The sequence below is a fragment of the Shewanella baltica genome (assembly GCF_900456975.1).
In the GTDB taxonomy this organism is placed as follows: Bacteria; Pseudomonadota; Gammaproteobacteria; order Enterobacterales; family Shewanellaceae; genus Shewanella; species Shewanella baltica.
Genome location: NZ_UGYM01000002.1, coordinates 4,295,393 through 4,313,705, shown reverse-complemented (window position 1 = coordinate 4,313,705; position 18,313 = coordinate 4,295,393). Strand labels below are relative to the sequence as shown.

The following is an 18,313-nucleotide window of genomic DNA, read 5'->3' as shown; positions in this document are numbered from 1 at the left end:
CCCCTAACGCCATCGAGGACGTTAGTCGTTTGTTTGTTCGCTATCTTCGTCTGACTCGTCGTCACCTTGCTTGCTGTAGAAACGAGCCGCTAATAAACCGCCTTCGAACAATAACAGCATTGGTACGGCAAGCATAGTCTGGGAAATTACATCGGGTGGGGTTAACAGCATGCCCACAACGAAGGCGCCTACGACGATATAAGGACGTTTTTGCTTAAGTTCTTCAGGTGTTGTCACACCCGCCCAGCAAAGTAAAACAACGGCTATAGGGATTTCAAAGGATAGACCAAAGGCAAAGAACAGCTTCAGAATGAAGTTAAGGTAACTGGTAATGTCGGTCGCAACTTGAACGCCCTCTGGGGCATTGTTAGCAAAGAAGCCAAAAACGACGGGGAATACTATGTAATAAGCGAAGGCGATACCGAGATAAAACAATAAGGTACTGCTAAATAGCAGTGGCATCACTAAACGTTTTTCATGTTTGTATAAACCCGGTGCGACAAAGGACCAGATCTGGAACAACACATAGGGCACAGCCACAAAAAACGATAATACTAGGGTCAATTTAAAAGGCGCGAAGAAAGGGGCAGCGACATCGGTCGCAATCATGCTGCCACCAAGGGGTAAAGACTGCATTAAAGGTATTGCCATGTAATGGTAGATATCATTTGCCCAGTACACGCTGCAAATGAACACTGATAACACGCTGGCAATGGATTTTAGCAGCTTGGACCTAAGTTCAAGCAAATGGCTGATAAGTGGCTGCTGTTGCGACATGAATTATCCGTTGGCTTTCGGGTTAGAACGGGTATCCGCGCCCTGAGATGGCTCACTTGGAGTAGCGGGAGATGCCGACGTTGGACTCGCCTCTACAGTGGCAGTCGGATTAGCTTGGCTCGCTTGAGCTGGACTAGTGTGAACCTGGCTAGTTTGAACTGTGCTCGAAACTGGAGAATGTATTTGATTCTCTGGCGCAGGCGTATCTTTTACCGGATCCTGAACTTGATAAGGACGGTTCACCGACTGTGCCGCTTGCTTCAGTTGTTCAATAGACTCTTTGAGTTCAGGTGAGAGGTTAGATAAACCTTTGCTCTCGGCTTTTTTAAGATCTGCATGTAATTGCTCGATCTTCAGCTCCTGCTCAAGTTCTTCTTTTACCGAGTTAGCCATGCGTTTCATCGCACGGATCCAACTCGTTATCGAACGCACCGCAACCGGTAGACGTTCGGGGCCAAGAACCACTAGCCCCAAAACACCGATCAGCAGCAGCTCCATAAAGCCGATACCGTCAAACATAAAGAGTTACGCCTGTTCTTTGTTAGACTCAGGTTTCTTTTCAGTCGCCTGTTGAGTCGTTTGTGCTGTTTTAGCCGCTTCGGTGTCTTCTAATGCCTTTTTATCTTCTTCTGAAGACATGGCGTTTTTGAAGCCTTTCACCGCACCACCTAAATCACCGCCTAAAGAGCGTAATTTTTTAGTTCCAAACAACAAGACAACGATTAATGCAACGATAAGAAGTTGCCAAATACTAATACCACCCATGAAGGTATCCTCTTAATTGATATCGGTTCTATTATGAACCTATGATTTATTAGTGCTAGCTAAAATTTGCGATTCTTTGGCCTAGATCGCCATCCGACAAACCACAATATAATGCCTGAAACTAGACAAACATAAGGGGTCCATAGTGTAGCGTCTCTATTGATCAATAACGTGCCACAGATCAATAAAACTGCAGAAGTGATAAGCAAGTAGTTACTCTTGTGAGCCTGCTGCTGGTATTTCAAATACTTATCTAGCATTTGTTGCTGAGAACTCAGCAATTTCCTGCCTAACTTAAGGTTATCGTAAATCAGTTCAGGGAATTCTGGTAGTTTATCAGCCCAATATGGCAGTTTTGTGGATACCTTTTTAAACATAGCCTTAGGACCTACTTGGTCGGCCATCCACTGCTCTAAAAACGGTTTAGCTGTTTGCCATAAATCCAACTGCGGATACAGCTGACGACCTAAGCCTTCGATATAAAGTAAGGTCTTTTCCAGCAATACCAACTGCGGTTGTACCACGATATCGAAGTGGCGTGCAGTGCGGAATAATTCCAGTAACACATGACCAAAGGAAATCTCGTCGAGTGGCTTGTTGAACATAGGTTCGCACACTACTTTGATGGCCTGTTCAAAGGCCTGTAGATCGGTTTTTTCAGATACCCAACCTGATTCAATATAGAGCTGGGCAATTCGGTGATAATCGCGATTAAAGAAGGCGAGGAAATTCTCGGCGAGATAGCGTTTATCGACTTCGCTGAGTGTGCCCATAATGCCGCAATCGAGCCCAATGTAATAAGGGTTCTCTGGATGATCGCGGGAAATAAAGATATTGCCCGGATGCATGTCGGCATGGAAAAAGTTATCGCGGAACACTTGGGTGAAAAACAGCTCTACTCCGCGCTCAGCTAATAACTTAAAGTTGGTGCCTTGCGCTTTAAGGGCGGCAATATCCGAGACCGAAATACCGTAAATTCGTTCCATCACCATTAAGCGCGGATAGCAAAATTCTTCATACACATAAGGCACATAGAGCGCATCTGAGTCGAGGAAGTTGTTGCGTAACTTGACTGCGTTTAATGCTTCGAGCTTAAGGTTTAACTCACCTAAAATGGTCACTCGGTAATCTTCGATCACTTCGGCAGGGCGCAGGCGGTTGCCTTCACCGAGGAGGTATTCAATCAACTTGGCGGTTTGCGACATCAACTGCAGATCGGCCTGAATCTTGGTTTCTACATTCGGCCGTAGCACCTTAAGTACGACGTCTTTGCCGTTAGATTTTAAGGTCGCTGTATGCACTTGAGAAATAGAGGCTGATGCCAGCGGGGTTTCATTAAAGTCATCGAATAGGGATTCAATCGGCGCTTTTAGTTCAGCTTCAATCGCTTGGCGGGCGAGCGCACCATCAAAGGGCGGCACCTTGTCCTGTAGCATGGCTAATTCACTGGCCCATTCATCGCTGAGTAAATCGCGGCGGGTCGAGAGCATTTGCCCAAGCTTGATATAAACGGGGCCCAGTTCCTGCATCGCCAATTTTAAGCGTTCGCCACCGGGCTTATTTTTATGCTTATTGCGGATCCAGAACAGGCTATTACGGGCGAGTTTAAAGTACCAAGGTGTCATCTTTGGCGGCAATACGTCATCTAACCCGTACTGAAGCAAGGTCTTGATGACATGGTAACCGCGGCGGATACTGGCAAGGGTCATGGCTTAATTTGATCTCTTAATTGGGCAATCCGTTGTTCAATCGCGCGGGTATCGGCAACTAAATCATCCATTTGATCGCGAAAATGAAGTAACTCAATTGGGTGCGGTGCGAGGCGATACTCTTCAACGGCGAGTTGCCCTAAGTGGGAGCGCGTTTTACGCAACACTTCGAGTGCAAAACCCTTTGCCTGATGGCCTGTGCTGATGAGCTTGTGGGTGGGACCATCGCCTAAATAACGCGAAATTGGCTCGGCAAAATCAAACTCGATGCCGCGTAGATATTGGCTAAAGCTTTGTAATAAATTGAGATCGCCCTCAAGCTTGAGCTTATCTTGCTTGATAAGTTCAGTCAGGTTTGCGCCTTCGGACACGCGATAAAGCGTGGTCGCATCGGCATGCAGACTGACATCGACATCGCCTTCATAGCGGCTCAGTACTTGGATCTCTTTGGCAAACACCAAATAGAGTGGCCAGCTGAGCTGCGACAATTGGATGCGGAACACTTTGCCATGCAACTGGCGCTGGCGCGAATAGTAGTCACCCGCTTGAGCCTGAAGTTTTTTCAGGCCCGTTTCAATTGCGGCGCAGACAAGCAGCACAACTTCTTGCGGCATCATTAGAATTTATAACCGCGGTGCAATGCGACAATGCCGTCGGTCATGTTGGTGTAGTCGACTTGTTCAAAGCCTGCATCTACCATCATTTGCTTTAATGTGTCTTGATCTGGATGCATACGAATCGATTCAGCCAGATACTCGTAGCTGTCGGCATCTTTAGTTATGAGCTCGCCCATCTTAGGTAAGACTTTGAAGCTATATAAATCATACACTTTGCGCATAATTTCATGCTGAGGCTTAGAAAACTCTAGCACTAATAACTTGCCACCTGGCTTAAGCACGCGGTTCATTGAACGCAGCGCCGCATCTTTATCGGTCACGTTACGCAGACCAAAGGCGATGGTAATGATGTCGAAGTGGTTATCGGGAAACGGCAGTGCTTCGGCGTTGGCTTGCACATAACTGACATTGTTGACTATGCCCTTATCGCGCAACTTAGTGCGACCGACTTTCAACATGGAATCGTTAATGTCAGCTAAAACCACTTCACCTTTATCGCCCACTAAGTGAGAGAATTTTGCGGTTAAGTCGCCGGTGCCGCCAGCCAAATCGAGCACTTTCATGCCAGGGCGTGCGCCAGATACTTCAATGGTGTAACGCTTCCAAAAACGGTGAATGCCGAAGGACATCACATCGTTCATTATGTCGTACTTAGCGGCAACAGAATGAAACACGCCGGCAACGAGTTCGGCCTTTTTATCGGCCTCTACGGTTTTGTAACCAAAGTGGGTACTTTTAGATTCGCCCTCAGACATCAATGTGTTCCTATTGTTTTGCAATGTATTAGTTGCGAGTGTAAGCCATCGCCTGCATTTGCTGAATCTTTGATCTATCACTCTGTGATCGAGCTAGTAAACTAACTGCAATGCCTTAGCTTGAGGCACACCCTAACAGTCGTAGGATTAAGTGCTTGTCGACCACGTAAAATGGACTGGCATTAGACCACAATATCAGGATTTGGTGAATAGCTTAGCGCCCAGTTGGCTATAACTGATGGCGCTCATTGCGCCAAAAACTGTATTCGAGCCTGCACATAAGCGTAGATAAGCTCGCTGAGGCTTTGGCCAACATCCCTAAATCCAGCTTCAATTCCCGCTTCGTGGCAACTTGGCGCGGCCTCGGCTAAATGCAAATATGCGCAAGGGCAGTGGCGGGCGATGTAACTGACATAATGCGCCGCATCGAGCAGCGGTACCCCCGCTGCCGTTGAGGCGCTACTGGGCATTTTAGCGATAGCATCGACGTCGAGCTCAAGTCCTACGGGCAAACCTGAGTCATTCAGTTTGGCGGCGATCTCAAGCAAGGCTTGGCTGAGGCGGATTTCGCGGCGAATCCAAATTTGTTGAAAACTATGCCAAGTGCCGCCAAATTCAGTAAGTTGGCTTAAGTTTACTTCGCTGTTTTTTAACTCGTGTAAACCCAATACATGGTAATAACCTAAGGCGCCGCGATCGGCCGCGTAACTAAAACCATTGCCGCTGTGACGACCTTCAAGCAGACGAAAATCCGAATGAGGATCGAGATTCACTGCGGCCACTTGGCGTTGGTAGTGGCCGTAGGTCGCCATCAATAAACCATAGGCATTGTTGTGACCGCCGCCGATGAGTATGGGTTCTAAACCCGCTTTCAAAATCGCACTAACGATACGGATAACGCGCTCATCGAGTTGCTCCACCGCATCGCGTAATTCATCTAAGGTGACGTTAGTGTTAGCTGTTGTATTACCCGCGGTTTGTTGCTGCAGATCGGCGGTGTTCACTTGGCCTAATACTAGGCATTCGGCACCGGAAAGAAAGCGATTAGATTGCAGATTGAGCCATTGGCGCATGCTGGTAGTGAACGCATCGGTCGCGCCGCCGCGGCCCAAATTGGCGCGTGGGCCGATATCTTCGCCAACGCCGAAAATGGCAAAGTTTGCCCCGTGGGCTTTGGCTGTCGCAAGTATGGTCTCTAACGTATGTTCGTGATTAGCCAGATGGACGCATTGGCCTAACTTAGTTTCGCCGGTTCTTGGGCTGACTAATGAGGCAATATCTGTCTGGGTAAAGGGAATAAATTCAGGCATAGATTGATATTCTTATTCGGCCGGAGTCGAGCTATTGTGGCCAGTGTGGCGCGAGGATTCAATGGGGAAACGCTGAAAATAGTGAATAAAAAAGCCAGCTTAGCTGGCTTTCTTGGCTGAACAGTGAGATTACTCAATGTCGAGTGGTTCAGGTGATAAAATCACACCTGTGTTATCAGCATAAATGTGATCGCCGGGTAAGAAAGTCACACCGCCAAAATTGACCGGAATTTCCACTTCGCCCACTGAATTGCCATCAGCACCCACTGGAATTGAGGCAAGAGCCTGAATACCAATGTCTAACTCTTCCAATGCATCCACATCGCGTACAGAACCGTAAACGATAATGCCTTCCCAGTTGTTGCTAACCGCAAGTTCAGCGATAGCACCATCGATCAGCGCACGGCGTAATGAGCCACCGCCATCAACGAGTAAGACTTTACCTTGACCATCCTCTTGTAGGACTTCGGTGATTAGGCCGTTGTCTTCAAAGCACTTGATGGTGCTAATAGAACCGCCAAAAGAGCTACAACCACCGTAGTTACTGAACATGGGCTCGACTACATCTACGACATCTAAGTACATGTCACATAATTCTGAGGTGTTGTATTCCATATTTACACTCCTATTGATCCGCGTTGCGTACAGTTTAGCGAGTTTACGCCAGTATAAAAGGGATTCTTGAAAAGAAAAGTGTTATCAATCACGGTATTGTTGCCATTGGGCTGTTAACACATCTGTAGTAAATTTTCGTCGCACTTTAGAAGTTATGCGGTAAAACTTGATATTAGTCATTAAATAACGGTTTTTTATTACAACTCTGTTGCGTGCTTTGGTATTATATCCCAAGTTTAAATTAACTTACTTAACTTAATTTGCTTTAGGGGCATGGACCCCCCGTTACGCTTATGGACGGTAGAGGGCCTTCGAGAGGTGCCTATGGAAGCTGTAAATACGATTGAAATTATTGGTTATTTTGCCTCTGTAATGGTGGCGATCTCTCTAATGATGAAGAATATCATTTGGTTGCGATGGTTGAATTTTGTGGGATGTACCCTGTTTGTTGTTTATGGGGTGTTTATTTCTGCTTGGCCTGTGGCCGGTATGAATGCGTTTGTTGCTTGTATTAATATTTACCATTTGACGAAAATTTACCGTGCTAAGGCAAATACTCCCGCCGCAGCCTAAGTTTATTTGATTGTGTTGCTCTTGGAATTCACGTTTAGAGCAACACAATATCCTGTCTCAGTCCTATCACTATTCCTAAATAAATCCCTTAGCTCCAGCATAACCTCCCTAGAATCCTTCTAGATCAAAGCCCAAGCCATGCTTCTTGTCATAAAACCTTCGAGCAGATGTCACTTAGCCGTCACAGGTCTTTCTTAGTCTCAAGTTATCTAATAGTGCTTTAGCTAATTCGATTCGGGTTTGACCATTAGCAAACTTTAAATTAGCCAGCAAACGGTAAATAACGAATTCAATCGTGAGTAGGGCCTTGGTGAGTCGGTTGTGTGATACCAAGCACTCTAAGCGTCGTCGAGAGAATGCACAGATTAACATCGCAGTAAAACTCGCTGGCATGCCAGCAAGGAGCCTGTTTTATGTTGAGTTACGTTGCAGACTTAGATAAGCGAATGTTTTGTCATATCGTGAGTTTCACCCAACGTCATGGTTTATATGCCCATGCAAAGCGGGTATCAGCGAGTGGCGATGGGCATGTGTATTTATATTTGTCCGTGGGCTTGATGCTGACACATGCTCAAGGGCAAGTTTTATTCAACTTGATGTTAGCGAGTTTTTTGGTTGAGTTGCCGCTGTATTTAGTGTTGAAAAATAGCATTCGCCGTACACGACCCTGCCATGCGCTAGTGGGATTTGAGAGTGGTTTTGAACCATCTGATCGCTTCAGTTTACCGTCGGGACATACGGCCGCCGCCTTTGTGATGGCAATGAGTGTGGCGCAAGTTTATCCCGTTGCGGCTCCTATCGCGTTTTTATGGGCTTTTAGCATAGGGGGCTCACGTATCGCACTCGGCGTGCATTATCCCTTAGATATTTTGGCGGGAGCCTCATTGGGGAGCGGGGCGGTATTACTGGTTCATCCGGTGATTTAATTCAAGCAAGCGCACGTTAATCATTTCATCTCATTAGTTGGAATTCTCCTTCACTCATCAGTTTAAGGATACGTAATGCGAATACTCTACGGAGTTCAAGGCACAGGGAATGGCCACTTAAGTCGTGCACGCGTCATGGCTAAAGCACTGATGAAACAAGATATTGAAGTGGACTTTTTATTTTCGGGGCGTAAGCCTGATCAGTTTTTCGATATGGAATGCTTTGGCGATTATCGCGTACAAGCGGGCATGACGTTTGCGACTCACTCTGGGCGCGTGAATGTGCCGCAAACGGTTCGGCAGAATTTGTCCTTGTCGTTATTTAAAGATATTAAAGCCTTAGATCTCAGTTGCTACGATCTCGTGCTCAACGACTTTGAGCCAGTATCGGCTTGGGCGGCGCGGCGCCAAGGCGTGCCATCCATTGGCATTAGCCATCAGGCGGCGTTGACTCATCCTGTGCCGAAACTCGGTAGCACTTGGTTTAATGAAATGCTGCTCAATAACTTTGCCCCTGTGGATATCGCGCTGGGTTGTCATTGGCACCACTTTGGTTTCCCTATCTTGCCGCCTTTTGTCGAAGTGGATGCCAGCCCATTCGAACACACGCATCAAATCTTAGTGTATTTGCCATTTGAGGATGCGGATGTGATTGCCCGTTTCCTGTCGCATTTTAGTGACTATCAGTTTTTGGTGTATCACAGCCAACAGCCGACGGGACAAGTTGCGGAACACATTAAGTGGCATGGCTTTAATCGTGAGGGCTTTAAGCAACATCTTGCCAGCTGCGGTGGTGTTATCGGCAATGCGGGCTTTGAGCTTGCCAGCGAAGCATTAACCTTAGGTAAAAAGTTGTTAGTGAAACCACTGATTGGCCAGTTTGAGCAACTATCGAATGTGGCGGCGCTGCAACTCTTGGCGGCCGCAGACAGCATGATGAGTCTCGATGTGAACGTCGTTAAGCGCTGGCTGAAAACCGCATCACCTAATCCGATTGCCTATCCTCAGGTTGGGGATGCGCTGGTTAAATGGATTGATGGCGGCGATTGGCACGATAGCCAGCCGCTATGTAAAGAGCTGTGGAGCCAAGTTACGCTGCCTGATACTTGGCGTTAAATCAGCTCATAAGCTGTGGTGAAAAGCGATTTAGGCACTAGCTGGGTCAATGGGGTTAGCGTATAATTTCGGCACTTTTGCTGTTAGCCCCTTTCAGCACGTCTATTTTGGCCTAGCTTGGCCGTTAATTATGTTGTTATAAATGAGCCTGAAAAAGTTTACCCAGTACAAGTTACTGTTTTTAATGTTGTTGTCGCTTTGTGTCTTACTCCCTTTTATTCCTGATCAGGCTTACCACATTCCCGGCCCAGATATCGCGAAGCAAAACTTCCATGTGATTGAGTTTAATGATCAAGGCCAGCCCCATGACGAAAGGCAATGGCAAGGTCTAGAGGCGCGCATATCCCAGCCTGAGCCTGCTCAAATCCCTGAACTATTGATCTTTGTCCACGGCTGGCACCACAGTGCAGAGCCTAAAGATGAAAACTTTATCGCCTTCGAGCAGTTTTATCAGCAGATGGCGGCGTCAGATACGCAGCGCAACTTATTGGGTTTGTATATTGGCTGGCGCGGCGATAAATACGATCCCTTTTGGCTCGATGGCTCAGATGATGCGAAAAGCTGGATTGAACCCTTAGATTTTCCTACCATTTTACAGCGTAAACGGGTTGCTAAACGCATAGGTCAACTAGGTTTATCCCAACTGCTTGATAAGCTCGATGGCTTAGTCGCCGAGCATAAACTGCTGCGTTATACCGTGATTGGTCATAGTCTTGGCGGGGCAGTTGTTTTGCATGCCAGCAAAGATCGCATCAAGGCGGCTATCGATCATCAGCAGGATAATCCTAATTTATTCTTACTGTTAAACCCTGCCGTGCCCGCTAAGGAGTATCAGCCACTCGATACCTTGGTGAGCTTAGATAGGCAAAAACCGAGTATGGTGGTATTGCAGTCGAAGGGCGATTTTGCGGTGAAAGAAGCCTTCAATTACATCAAGGATGGCGAGCGTGCTGTCGGTAATTCTTGGGCGATTACCCACGATATCGACAAATGCTCAGGTGGTAATTGTACTACGCCAATGAAGATGCCGTCGGCTTTGATGGCGCATGATCAAATCCCTGGCTGTATGATGACCTTGCCCCATTCTGGCTGGAAAATTCGTGCTCGTCTGCAGGCCCGTCGTACCGTGCAAACCTGTCCCGATGCCAATATGCAGGCCGTGTGGGTGCTGGCGGTGTCGGATGAAATCGTCTCAGGACACAATGGTATTCTGACGCCGGATCATGCCAAAGCCTTGTCTGAAGTGATGAGTATGATTGATTTGTATCGAAATCAATTACCTAAACATGCGGTGGAAAGTCCCGCCAACCAAGATCTCGGTACTTTAGCCCCAGAGTCAGAAGCTGCAACATCCACACAAGGTGAAGCGCCTGTGCCACAAGAGCCGGTGATGATTGTCGAGCCTTTACCTGAAGAACAAGGTTCACCGACGCCTAAGGTCAACGCACCATTGCAGGAACCAAACGTATCACAGGAACAAGCTAAGTCTGCCGTTACTGAGGTACCGCCCTCGCCAATCAAAGCGCCAGAACTAGAATCAAAACCAGATGCCAAGCCAAATGACGGCGCAGAGTCTCAACCTAAGGTTGAGACTGAAGGTATAAAGTGATCGGTAGTGCTGAGAAGCATGTCGAATTCAGCTAGTGATGTTACTTGCTATGCAGAGCCCTCAGGGCATTTTCTTGAAACCAAAATTGGCCGAGCTTAGAAAGCAATAGGCATATACATCAAGTGTTGTATGTCATTGGAAATAATAAGCTGGCCAATATACTTTGTGAGTCAATATGAGAGCTGAGTTAAGAGCAAAAATCATCACGGTTTGTCATAAAAAAATTGAGACTAAAGGCGATAATGTCGGTGTCTCATTTTACGCCTTCTTTGCGAACAAGAATGATAATCCAGAGTTGCTTATGGAAGCGGCGACTTGGTGGATTCAAACTCATCGCTTAGATCATTTTGTTAAGGCTCATAAGGTGATAGAAATAATCCAAAAGGAATCGGAAGAATAGATCCTAAATCGCTTACTGCGGATTTTTGGTTTGCCACCTTCGCCAAGTAAAAGTGATTAGCGCGGCGAGTATAAGGCTGACAATGGCCCATGTGGGGTATTTGTGCTGGTGGTAAAACGTCAGCATAGGAGCAATTTCATCGCGGATTAACACTGGGCCTAACCCAAAAAGTGCCACCCAAATGCTGGTGGCTAGGGCATTACCTATTACAAATTGCTTAAGTGGCATTTTAGCCAAGCCGCAGCCGATAAACATAAATTGTTTTAATCCCTCAACAAAACGACTCAGCACTAAGGCTGCAATACCATATTGGCCAATAACGCCATGGATTTTGTCTTCCAATTGCGGTTTTATCCAGCCCTTCTTAAGCAATACATCACCAAAGCGCCAACCGATAAAATATCCCAAGCTGTTACCGCTGAGTGCAGCGCAAGCTGCGACGATCAACACCAATGGCAGTGACATTTGCCCTGCAGCAGCTAATAAACTTGCAACAATCAATAAGGATTGCCCTGGCGCTGGAATGCCAAAACCCTCGACGGCAATCGCGACAAATAGCAGCACATAGCCGTATTGCTGCAGCCAAGGAGTGAGTTCGGTGATGATATGTTGTAGCGCTTCTGGCATGGATGAAAGTGATCAAATCAGTGTGACGATTGGCCCATCATACTCGCCAACTTCTCTGGCTGGATAGATTTATGAGCAAAGTTTCATGCCTGTTTTAGTTAGCGGCGGTGAATAGGCGTAAGGCAGGGGTTAAGTTTTTACCTGAAATATAAAAAAGGCCGAACTTAGTTCGGCCTTAATATCAGTACTACTGTCGCGACGATAAAACGACTATGCGAATGCCGCTTGTAACTGTGGAACGACTTGTTTCTTACGGCTTAATACGCCGTCTAACCAGACTTTGCCATCGACGGTATCTTTACCGTAGGCGCGTTGGGTCAGGTCGCTATCGTCAGATACGATTAACAGCTCTGAGCCTTCTTTCATGATATCAGTCAGCAGTAACAATACGCTGTGGCGATTGCCTTCCACTTTCAGTGCTTTGATATCGGCTTCTAACTCGGCCTTGATATCGTCAAATACTGACAGGTCGATCACTTCTAGCTGGCCGATACCGACTAAGTTACCGTTCATGTTGAAGTCTTTAAAATCGCGCATAACGAGGTCGCGTGCTGGCGTGCCTTGCACAGCTGATTTCACTTTGAACATTTCCATGCCCAGTTCTTTGAAATCTTCAACGCCCGCGATTTCAGCTAAAGCTTCAACGCAACGAATGTCGGCAGTGGTACAAGTCGGTGATTTGAAAATCACGGTATCGCTCAGAATAGCGCACATCATGATGCCAGCGATATTTTTAGGGATAGCGACTTGGTAAAAGTCGAACATCATCTTGATCACTGTGTTGCTGCAACCTACTGGGCGGATCCAGCACTCTAACGGGGTATCTGTGGTCAGATCGCCAAGTTTGTGGTGATCGACAATCCCGACGATCGTCGCTTGGGCGATATCATCCGGTGCTTGAGTCAGTTCTGAATGGTCAACGATATACACTTGCTCGCCAGCGTAGCTGGTTTTGTATTCCGGTGCTTCGAAGCCGAAACGTTCCAGAATAAAAGCGGTTTCGGGTGACAATTCACCTAAACGTGCGGCAATGGCTTCTTCACCGATTTGGTTTTTTAAATAGGCTAACGCGATAGCACCGCAGATTGAATCAGAATCGGGGATCTTGTGACCGACAACGTAAATAGGCATTTCAGGGACTCTCCTTTAAATTTGTGACAATTTTAGCAATATTTGGCTCGGATCGGAAATAGCCAAAGCGCATATCACTGCGCGCTTAAGACGCTATAACGCTAAAAATCCCGAGCTGAGGTTCGGCAAAAATTGCTTAAGGGTTAGATCTTTACTTTTATCACGACTTTACGCACTGCTGTGGCGATATCGCCCGTGCCAGGCATATGCATGTCACCGGGGAAAAATAGCGCAAACATACCCGCTTTGAGTTGCACAAAAGAGGCATTGGCTTTGTTTACCTCGTAATCAAACTCGGCGTAATCGTGTTTGTCAAAATAGGGTTTTGAGGGTGTTTGGCCCGCTAGTGGTAAGTAACCAAACTCTTCTTCACCACTGAACACATATTGCACATCAATATATTTTTGATGCACTTCAAAGGGTTCTGTCGATCTATGCTTAGTGTGGTAGTCGTTGACTATCACAAAAATGTTGTCGCCATCGAGGGGATAATTGCCCACGGGCAGCTGACTAAAATCTGTGGTGGCAAGATGTTCTAATGCTGTGGCAAGCCGAGGGCTTAGGGATTGATAAATATGGCGGTTTGCTAAGGTATCGACGATCATCGGTTACTCGACATGGCGGATGTGAATGAGTGAATTGTAAAGATTATAATCAGATAGCCGCCGTTAGGACATAAGCTTTAGACATAAAAAAACAGGCCATTGCATGGCCTGTTTTTATATCAAGTGTCACTTTGTTCGCTAAGACTCGCTTAGTAAGTGTATTTAACTTCTAAGAAGTAATAGCCACCATTAAAACCAAACGGGGTGTTGGTTAATGGGTAGACGAAAATGCCTCCGAAGTTATTGTCCTCAGGGCGTTTTTCTGGATATACATCAAACAGGTTTTGTACCCCAGCGGTGAAACTTAGCGCATCGGTTGCCGCGTATCTCACCGACAGATCCATCACCCATTGATCGCTGTAATTCACATCGCCCGTTGAATAGCCGACAGTGTAATCACCAAAATAGCTGAGGCGAATATTGGTCTTAAAGTCGCCTAGCTCATGGGTCAAGCCCAAGTTACCTGTGTTATGCGGCGTCGCCGAGGTCATGCGAGTTTGTTCAATGCTATCGAATAGCTTTTTGCCTAACCCATCTAAAATTTGTGGGAAATGAATATCTTGGATTTCAGTCTTATTGTAGGCATAGGCTAAGTTAGCCCGTAAATCACCCCATGAGCCGATATCAAAATCTTGGCTCACCACAAGGTCTACGCCACGGGTGCGGGTATCGACGGCGTTGATAAAGAAGCGCGCCGATTCTGCATTGGTGCCCGCTAACGCCGCCGCTACGGCGGGCGAATCATTAGGCGTCACAGAGCTCGACAGAATAATGCGATCATCGATGGAAATTTGATAGGCATCTAATGTCAGTGCTAAGCCCGTGTCATTGGTGTACACCAAGCCTAAGCTAAATGATTGGGATAGTTCGGGATCTAACTCATTAATACCCAGTGCTTTGGTCACTGGCGATAGGGTGTTAAAAGTGCCTGACTCAATAGGCACCAGCTGACCAGTCACAGGATCGGGATTAAACAGCGTCGAGATATTGCTGAAGTACAGTTGTTGTACGCTCGGCGCTCTAAAGCCAGTGTTGATGGTACCGCGCAGGGCCAAGTTATCGGTGAAGTCGTAACGGCCCGCTAACTTCCAACTGGTGTTGCCACCAAAGTCAGAATAGTTTTCATAACGCAGCGCCGCCGCCCAGTAAAACTCATTGGTTAACTGGTTTTCGAGTTCCATATAAACGCCGGTGTTATCACGGGTTTCATCCACTTGCGACTCAGGGGTAAAACCGGTGAAACCTTGGCTACCCGCAGCGCGGTTGTCGTAACCCCCATTGATGTATGAACCCGTTTCGCCAGCTTCAATTTGATAGCCGTTTTGGCGCCACGACACACCCGTCGCAAACAGGATTTCAGAGTCATTGGCAAAGGCAAAGTAGCGCGAGGCATCGAGATTAAGATTGGTTTCACGGGTCGTGAGTGTGCCCGCGTCAAACTCGGTTGGGCTATCTGGGCCTAAAGAGGCGTTTAAGGTATTAACAATATTGTAGTTAAATGAGTTTTCACCATGACCAGCCGAAGTATCGATATTCCACTCGCCTAGGCTGAATTCATACCCCAGCACTAAGGAAGCATCGATAATTTTAGGATTGATCTGCGGCAAGAAACCATCTGGATAGATTTCAGTTAAGTTACGGGCGTCGAGTGCGCGGCGGTAAAAGGCGCCTGACTTAGTTTCACGTTGGCTGATGCCACCAAACGCATAGAGCTTGCCATCTTTTGTGATGGGCTGGGCAGCGTTGATGAATAGACCTAAGTTGTCATATTCGGCATCGCCGACCTGGTGACTCTTACGGTTAAATGTGGCTTCGCGGGGATCGGCTGATCCATCGGGTAAATCATTATATTGTTTACGCTCATCTAATCCGGCTCGGTTAGTGCTGTCTTTATGATGGGCTTCTAGTGAGACATTCACAAAGCCATCGTCACTTAAGCTGATGCCGTGGTTTACACCCACACGCCACTGCTCGCCATCACCTATGTAGGTCTGCCCTGCTTGAGCCGAGAGGCTACCGCCTTGGTCGCTGTCCTTAAGCACCACGTTGATAACGCCAGCAATGGCATCCGAGCCGTATTGTGCCGAGGCACCATCACGCAGGATTTCGATACGCTTAATCGCCGTCATAGGGATAGCGTTTAAGTCGACGTTAGATGAACCTTTACCCACAGTGCCACTTAAATGCACTAGCGCTGAGCCGTGACGACGTTTGCCGTTAACGAGTACTAAGGTGTGGTCGGGTGACAGGCCGCGCAAACTCGCGGGGCGCACCGCATCTGAACCGTCAGTCACTGAGGAAAATGGGAAGCTGTAGCTTGGCGCGGCAAATTGCAGTGCTTTAGCGGTTTCAGTCATGCCAGTCGATTCGAGCTGCTCGGCAGTGATAATGTCTACAGGGGCAACACTGTCAGTTGCCGTGCGCAGCGCTATGCGTGAACCTATGATCTCGATTTTCTCGAAGCCAGGCTGTAGTTCTTCAGCTTGAACAGCTGGAATGGCCTGTGTGGATGACACTGCCAATGCGATAATCCCTAGACGCATAAAAACCTCTCAATGATGTTTGTAACCCGATACTCGAATTAGGAGTGCAGATTAAAGATAACGTAACAATTCAATGTGGAGAAGGTTATCACTGTAACAATTGTTACATCTAGACATAAATGTGCTAACTCAGAGCCGAGTGTTCTAGTTAATGTTTAAAATGCAGTTGAATATATGGATGAAACCTTGTTATCGGCAGATGTGCTTTGGGTGTTTTGAAGACTTAACTCGCTCGCTATATATTTATGGCGAGCGAGTTAAGTCAATGATATGAATTGTTTATTGACGTGCGCCATTGTGGTTTAATGCGTTATTTCGCTTTGATGGCATTTGTTTGAAGGAACACAGATTTGTCAGCGTTACGATTTCTCGCGGGAGCAACGGCATTTAATACCTTGGCAGAACAAGGTCTTAAATCTGAACATTTTACCCAGCTACTTGCCGCCTCTGGTGGACCCAAATGGCTTGGTATCGCTGGGTTAGATAAGTATCTGTTTTCTGAGTTTTTCAAAGCCAGACAAAAGCCGCTTTATACACTCGGCGCGTCTTCTGGGGCGTGGCGTTTAGCGTGTTTGGCGCAGCAAGATCCCTTTGCAGCCTATGGCCGCTTAGAGGATTTTTATATTGGTCAGCGTTACGACAGCATGCCAACCCCGCAGGAAGTCAGTGCACAAGTTAAAGGCGTAGTGCAGGGGATTTTAGGCGCCAGTGGTGGTAGTGAGATCGTCAATAACGCTCATATCCACAGTCATTTAGTAGTGTGCCGCGGCAAACATTTAAATCGTTTAACGGCTAAGTTACCTCTCGCTGCCGGATTGGCGATGACGGCGGCGACTAACTTATTGAGCCGCCGAAGTTTAGGCTGGCATTTTGAACGTGTGGTCTTTAGTCAACAAGCTGCAGCATCCCCCTTTTTGCAGCTCAATGATTTACCCAGTCAGCAGGTCGAATTAACCGAGGCCAATGTCGATGCTGTGATGTTAGCAACGGGGTCGATTCCTTTGTTGCTAGCCCCAGTGCCGCAAATTGAGGGCGTTGCCGATGGGCAATATTACGATGGCGGCATTACCGACTATCACTTCGACTTGCCTTTATCCCACGCAACCGGCTTGACGCTGTATCCACATTTTTATCCAACGATCAGCCCAGGATGGTTTGATAAATCCTTGAAGTGGCGTCAAGGTCGAGCCAATTATCACAATGCACTCGTGTTGGCGCCAACGGCCGAATTTGTGGCTTCATTACCCTTTGGCAAAATCCCCGATCGCGAAGATTTTAAACAACTGGATACGGCGCAGCGGATGCAATATTGGCGAACAGCTGTGGCCTTGAGTGAACGTCTGGCCGAGGAGTTTGCCGAGGTTGTTGCTAAGGGAAATGTGCTGGAGCGACTAGAGTGCTTTTAGTTTTAAGTGAGGTGATCCAGAAAACGGGCTTTAAAATGGCTGGTTTGAAATGACGGGTTTGAAATGCCCTGATTTAACATTGTTGGGTCGCTAATTTATTTTGCACTCAAGGGCTTCAGGAAGGAAATTATTCCACCTGCTACACTCTAAGGTAATAGGGAATACGAATGCATTGATGTTCGTTTCCTTTTATTTGAGGGGCAGGAGGTTGCTATGCAAACACGAGAAATGGCGTTACTCATGCGCGATGCCTTGTTGCTGCCACAGGGACGGGTAGAAGTTCGTGTGGTCGACCCCGGTCATCTGCGCATGGTGGCCGATGTCTTTAAAGGAAAGTATGCGCTCGCCTTTGCCACCATCAGACCCCGCGGCAGTCCGCCCTGTTATCCCACCGCTACCCAGTGCGACATTATCGATTTTAATCAGCTAGAAGACGATTCACTCAGCATAGTGCTCGAAGGGCGCCAGCGCGTCAGTATCCTCTCGGCGGCGCAGGCCAAAGATAAGTTATGGATGGCGCGCACTTTACCCTGCCGTAACTGGCAAGAAGAGCCGATTAAAGGTGAATTTGAGCTAATAAGCGCTGCATTAGAGCAGTTTTATGAGGTGAATCCCGATCTGTTTGAGCTCTATTCTCAAGTGCATTTAGAAGATGCTGCATGGGTAAGCCAACGCTGGCTCGAGGTTTTACCCATGTATAATAAAGACAAATTAGTGTTAGTGAATCAGCCCGATTGCCACAAAACCTTGGATTTCGTGCTGCAACTTATCAAGTCCCATGTGGACTGAAAAACCACAAAAAGGCTAGAATAGCGGCTTTCTATAGCCG

At 47.2% G+C, this 18,313-nt stretch carries 19 protein-coding genes; 7 read left to right on the top strand and 12 right to left on the bottom strand.

Annotated elements, in window-relative coordinates; genetic code table 11:
- Positions 1–21 precede the first annotated feature (21 nt).
- The 8 genes from tatC to rraA all read right to left on the bottom strand — a co-directional run bounded on the left by tatC (position 22) and on the right by rraA (position 6,548).
- A complete protein-coding gene (gene tatC / locus DYH48_RS19260; protein WP_115335669.1) occupies positions 22–777 on the bottom strand; it encodes a twin-arginine translocase subunit TatC in 756 nt (251 codons plus the stop codon).
- A gap of 3 nt (positions 778–780) precedes the next feature.
- Positions 781–1,296, bottom strand: coding sequence for a Sec-independent protein translocase protein TatB (tatB, locus tag DYH48_RS19255; protein ID WP_006087112.1), 516 nt, complete (start codon positions 1,294–1,296; stop codon positions 781–783).
- Positions 1,297–1,302: 6 nt separating this feature from the next.
- The gene (gene tatA, locus DYH48_RS19250) at positions 1,303–1,542 is read right to left on the bottom strand and encodes a Sec-independent protein translocase subunit TatA (protein WP_006083329.1); all 240 of its coding nucleotides are present in this window, start codon (positions 1,540–1,542) and stop codon (positions 1,303–1,305) included.
- Positions 1,543–1,601: 59 nt separating this feature from the next.
- Positions 1,602–3,251 (bottom strand): ubiquinone biosynthesis regulatory protein kinase UbiB, encoded by a 1,650-nt coding sequence (gene ubiB, locus DYH48_RS19245; protein ID WP_006087111.1) that lies wholly within the window; start codon positions 3,249–3,251, stop codon positions 1,602–1,604.
- Complete coding sequence (locus tag DYH48_RS19240; protein ID WP_011982231.1) at positions 3,248–3,868, bottom strand: ubiquinone biosynthesis accessory factor UbiJ; 621 nt, start codon at positions 3,866–3,868, stop codon at positions 3,248–3,250. The genes ubiB and DYH48_RS19240 overlap by 4 nt, the downstream gene beginning before the upstream one ends.
- Positions 3,868–4,623, bottom strand: a complete 756-nt coding sequence (gene ubiE / locus DYH48_RS19235) for a bifunctional demethylmenaquinone methyltransferase/2-methoxy-6-polyprenyl-1,4-benzoquinol methylase UbiE (RefSeq protein ID WP_006083326.1) — start codon at positions 4,621–4,623, stop codon at positions 3,868–3,870. The genes DYH48_RS19240 and ubiE overlap by 1 nt, the downstream gene beginning before the upstream one ends.
- A gap of 245 nt (positions 4,624–4,868) precedes the next feature.
- Positions 4,869–5,933, bottom strand: a complete 1,065-nt coding sequence (locus DYH48_RS19230) for a formimidoylglutamase (RefSeq protein ID WP_115335668.1) — start codon at positions 5,931–5,933, stop codon at positions 4,869–4,871.
- A gap of 129 nt (positions 5,934–6,062) precedes the next feature.
- Positions 6,063–6,548 carry a ribonuclease E activity regulator RraA gene (rraA, locus tag DYH48_RS19225; protein WP_006083324.1) on the bottom strand — a complete coding sequence of 162 codons (486 nt, stop codon included), beginning with the start codon at positions 6,546–6,548 and terminating at the stop codon, positions 6,063–6,065.
- A 324-nt stretch (positions 6,549–6,872) separates the two neighbouring features.
- Between rraA and DYH48_RS19220 the strand changes: the two genes are divergently transcribed.
- From DYH48_RS19220 to DYH48_RS19200, 5 genes are all read left to right on the top strand, one after another.
- Positions 6,873–7,121: a YgjV family protein gene (locus tag DYH48_RS19220; RefSeq protein WP_006083323.1), complete on the top strand. Its 249-nt coding sequence runs from the start codon at positions 6,873–6,875 to the stop codon at positions 7,119–7,121.
- Between the two features lie 413 nt (positions 7,122–7,534).
- A complete protein-coding gene (locus tag DYH48_RS19215) occupies positions 7,535–8,047 on the top strand; it encodes a phosphatase PAP2 family protein (RefSeq protein ID WP_063884286.1) in 513 nt (170 codons plus the stop codon).
- Positions 8,048–8,122: 75 nt separating this feature from the next.
- On the top strand, positions 8,123–9,163 hold the full coding sequence (locus DYH48_RS19210; protein WP_115335667.1) for an MJ1255/VC2487 family glycosyltransferase: 1,041 nt from the start codon (positions 8,123–8,125) through the stop codon (positions 9,161–9,163).
- 142 nt (positions 9,164–9,305) lie between these two features.
- Positions 9,306–10,772, top strand: a complete 1,467-nt coding sequence (locus DYH48_RS19205) for a thioesterase (protein WP_115335666.1) — start codon at positions 9,306–9,308, stop codon at positions 10,770–10,772.
- Between the two features lie 175 nt (positions 10,773–10,947).
- Entirely contained in the window at positions 10,948–11,172 is a 225-nt protein-coding gene (locus tag DYH48_RS19200) for a DUF6500 family protein (RefSeq protein ID WP_006087105.1), read from the top strand.
- Positions 11,173–11,184: 12 nt separating this feature from the next.
- On the opposite strand, the gene DYH48_RS19195 is transcribed toward DYH48_RS19200, so the two are convergent.
- The 4 genes from DYH48_RS19195 to DYH48_RS19180 all read right to left on the bottom strand — a co-directional run bounded on the left by DYH48_RS19195 (position 11,185) and on the right by DYH48_RS19180 (position 16,078).
- Positions 11,185–11,799 carry a DedA family protein gene (locus DYH48_RS19195; protein WP_115335665.1) on the bottom strand — a complete coding sequence of 205 codons (615 nt, stop codon included), beginning with the start codon at positions 11,797–11,799 and terminating at the stop codon, positions 11,185–11,187.
- 210 nt (positions 11,800–12,009) lie between these two features.
- Complete coding sequence (locus tag DYH48_RS19190) at positions 12,010–12,930, bottom strand: manganese-dependent inorganic pyrophosphatase (RefSeq protein ID WP_006083317.1); 921 nt, start codon at positions 12,928–12,930, stop codon at positions 12,010–12,012.
- Positions 12,931–13,073: 143 nt separating this feature from the next.
- Positions 13,074–13,535 carry a NanQ anomerase/TabA/YiaL family protein gene (locus DYH48_RS19185; protein WP_115335664.1) on the bottom strand — a complete coding sequence of 154 codons (462 nt, stop codon included), beginning with the start codon at positions 13,533–13,535 and terminating at the stop codon, positions 13,074–13,076.
- 149 nt (positions 13,536–13,684) lie between these two features.
- A complete protein-coding gene (locus tag DYH48_RS19180) occupies positions 13,685–16,078 on the bottom strand; it encodes a TonB-dependent receptor plug domain-containing protein (protein ID WP_115335663.1) in 2,394 nt (797 codons plus the stop codon).
- A 350-nt stretch (positions 16,079–16,428) separates the two neighbouring features.
- Here DYH48_RS19180 and DYH48_RS19175 point away from each other — a divergent pair, with 350 nt between their 5' ends.
- Complete coding sequence (locus DYH48_RS19175; protein ID WP_115335662.1) at positions 16,429–17,484, top strand: alpha/beta hydrolase; 1,056 nt, start codon at positions 16,429–16,431, stop codon at positions 17,482–17,484.
- Positions 17,485–17,697: 213 nt separating this feature from the next.
- On the top strand, positions 17,698–18,273 hold the full coding sequence (locus DYH48_RS19170; protein ID WP_006083313.1) for an LON peptidase substrate-binding domain-containing protein: 576 nt from the start codon (positions 17,698–17,700) through the stop codon (positions 18,271–18,273).
- Positions 18,274–18,313: the final 40 nt, after the last annotated feature.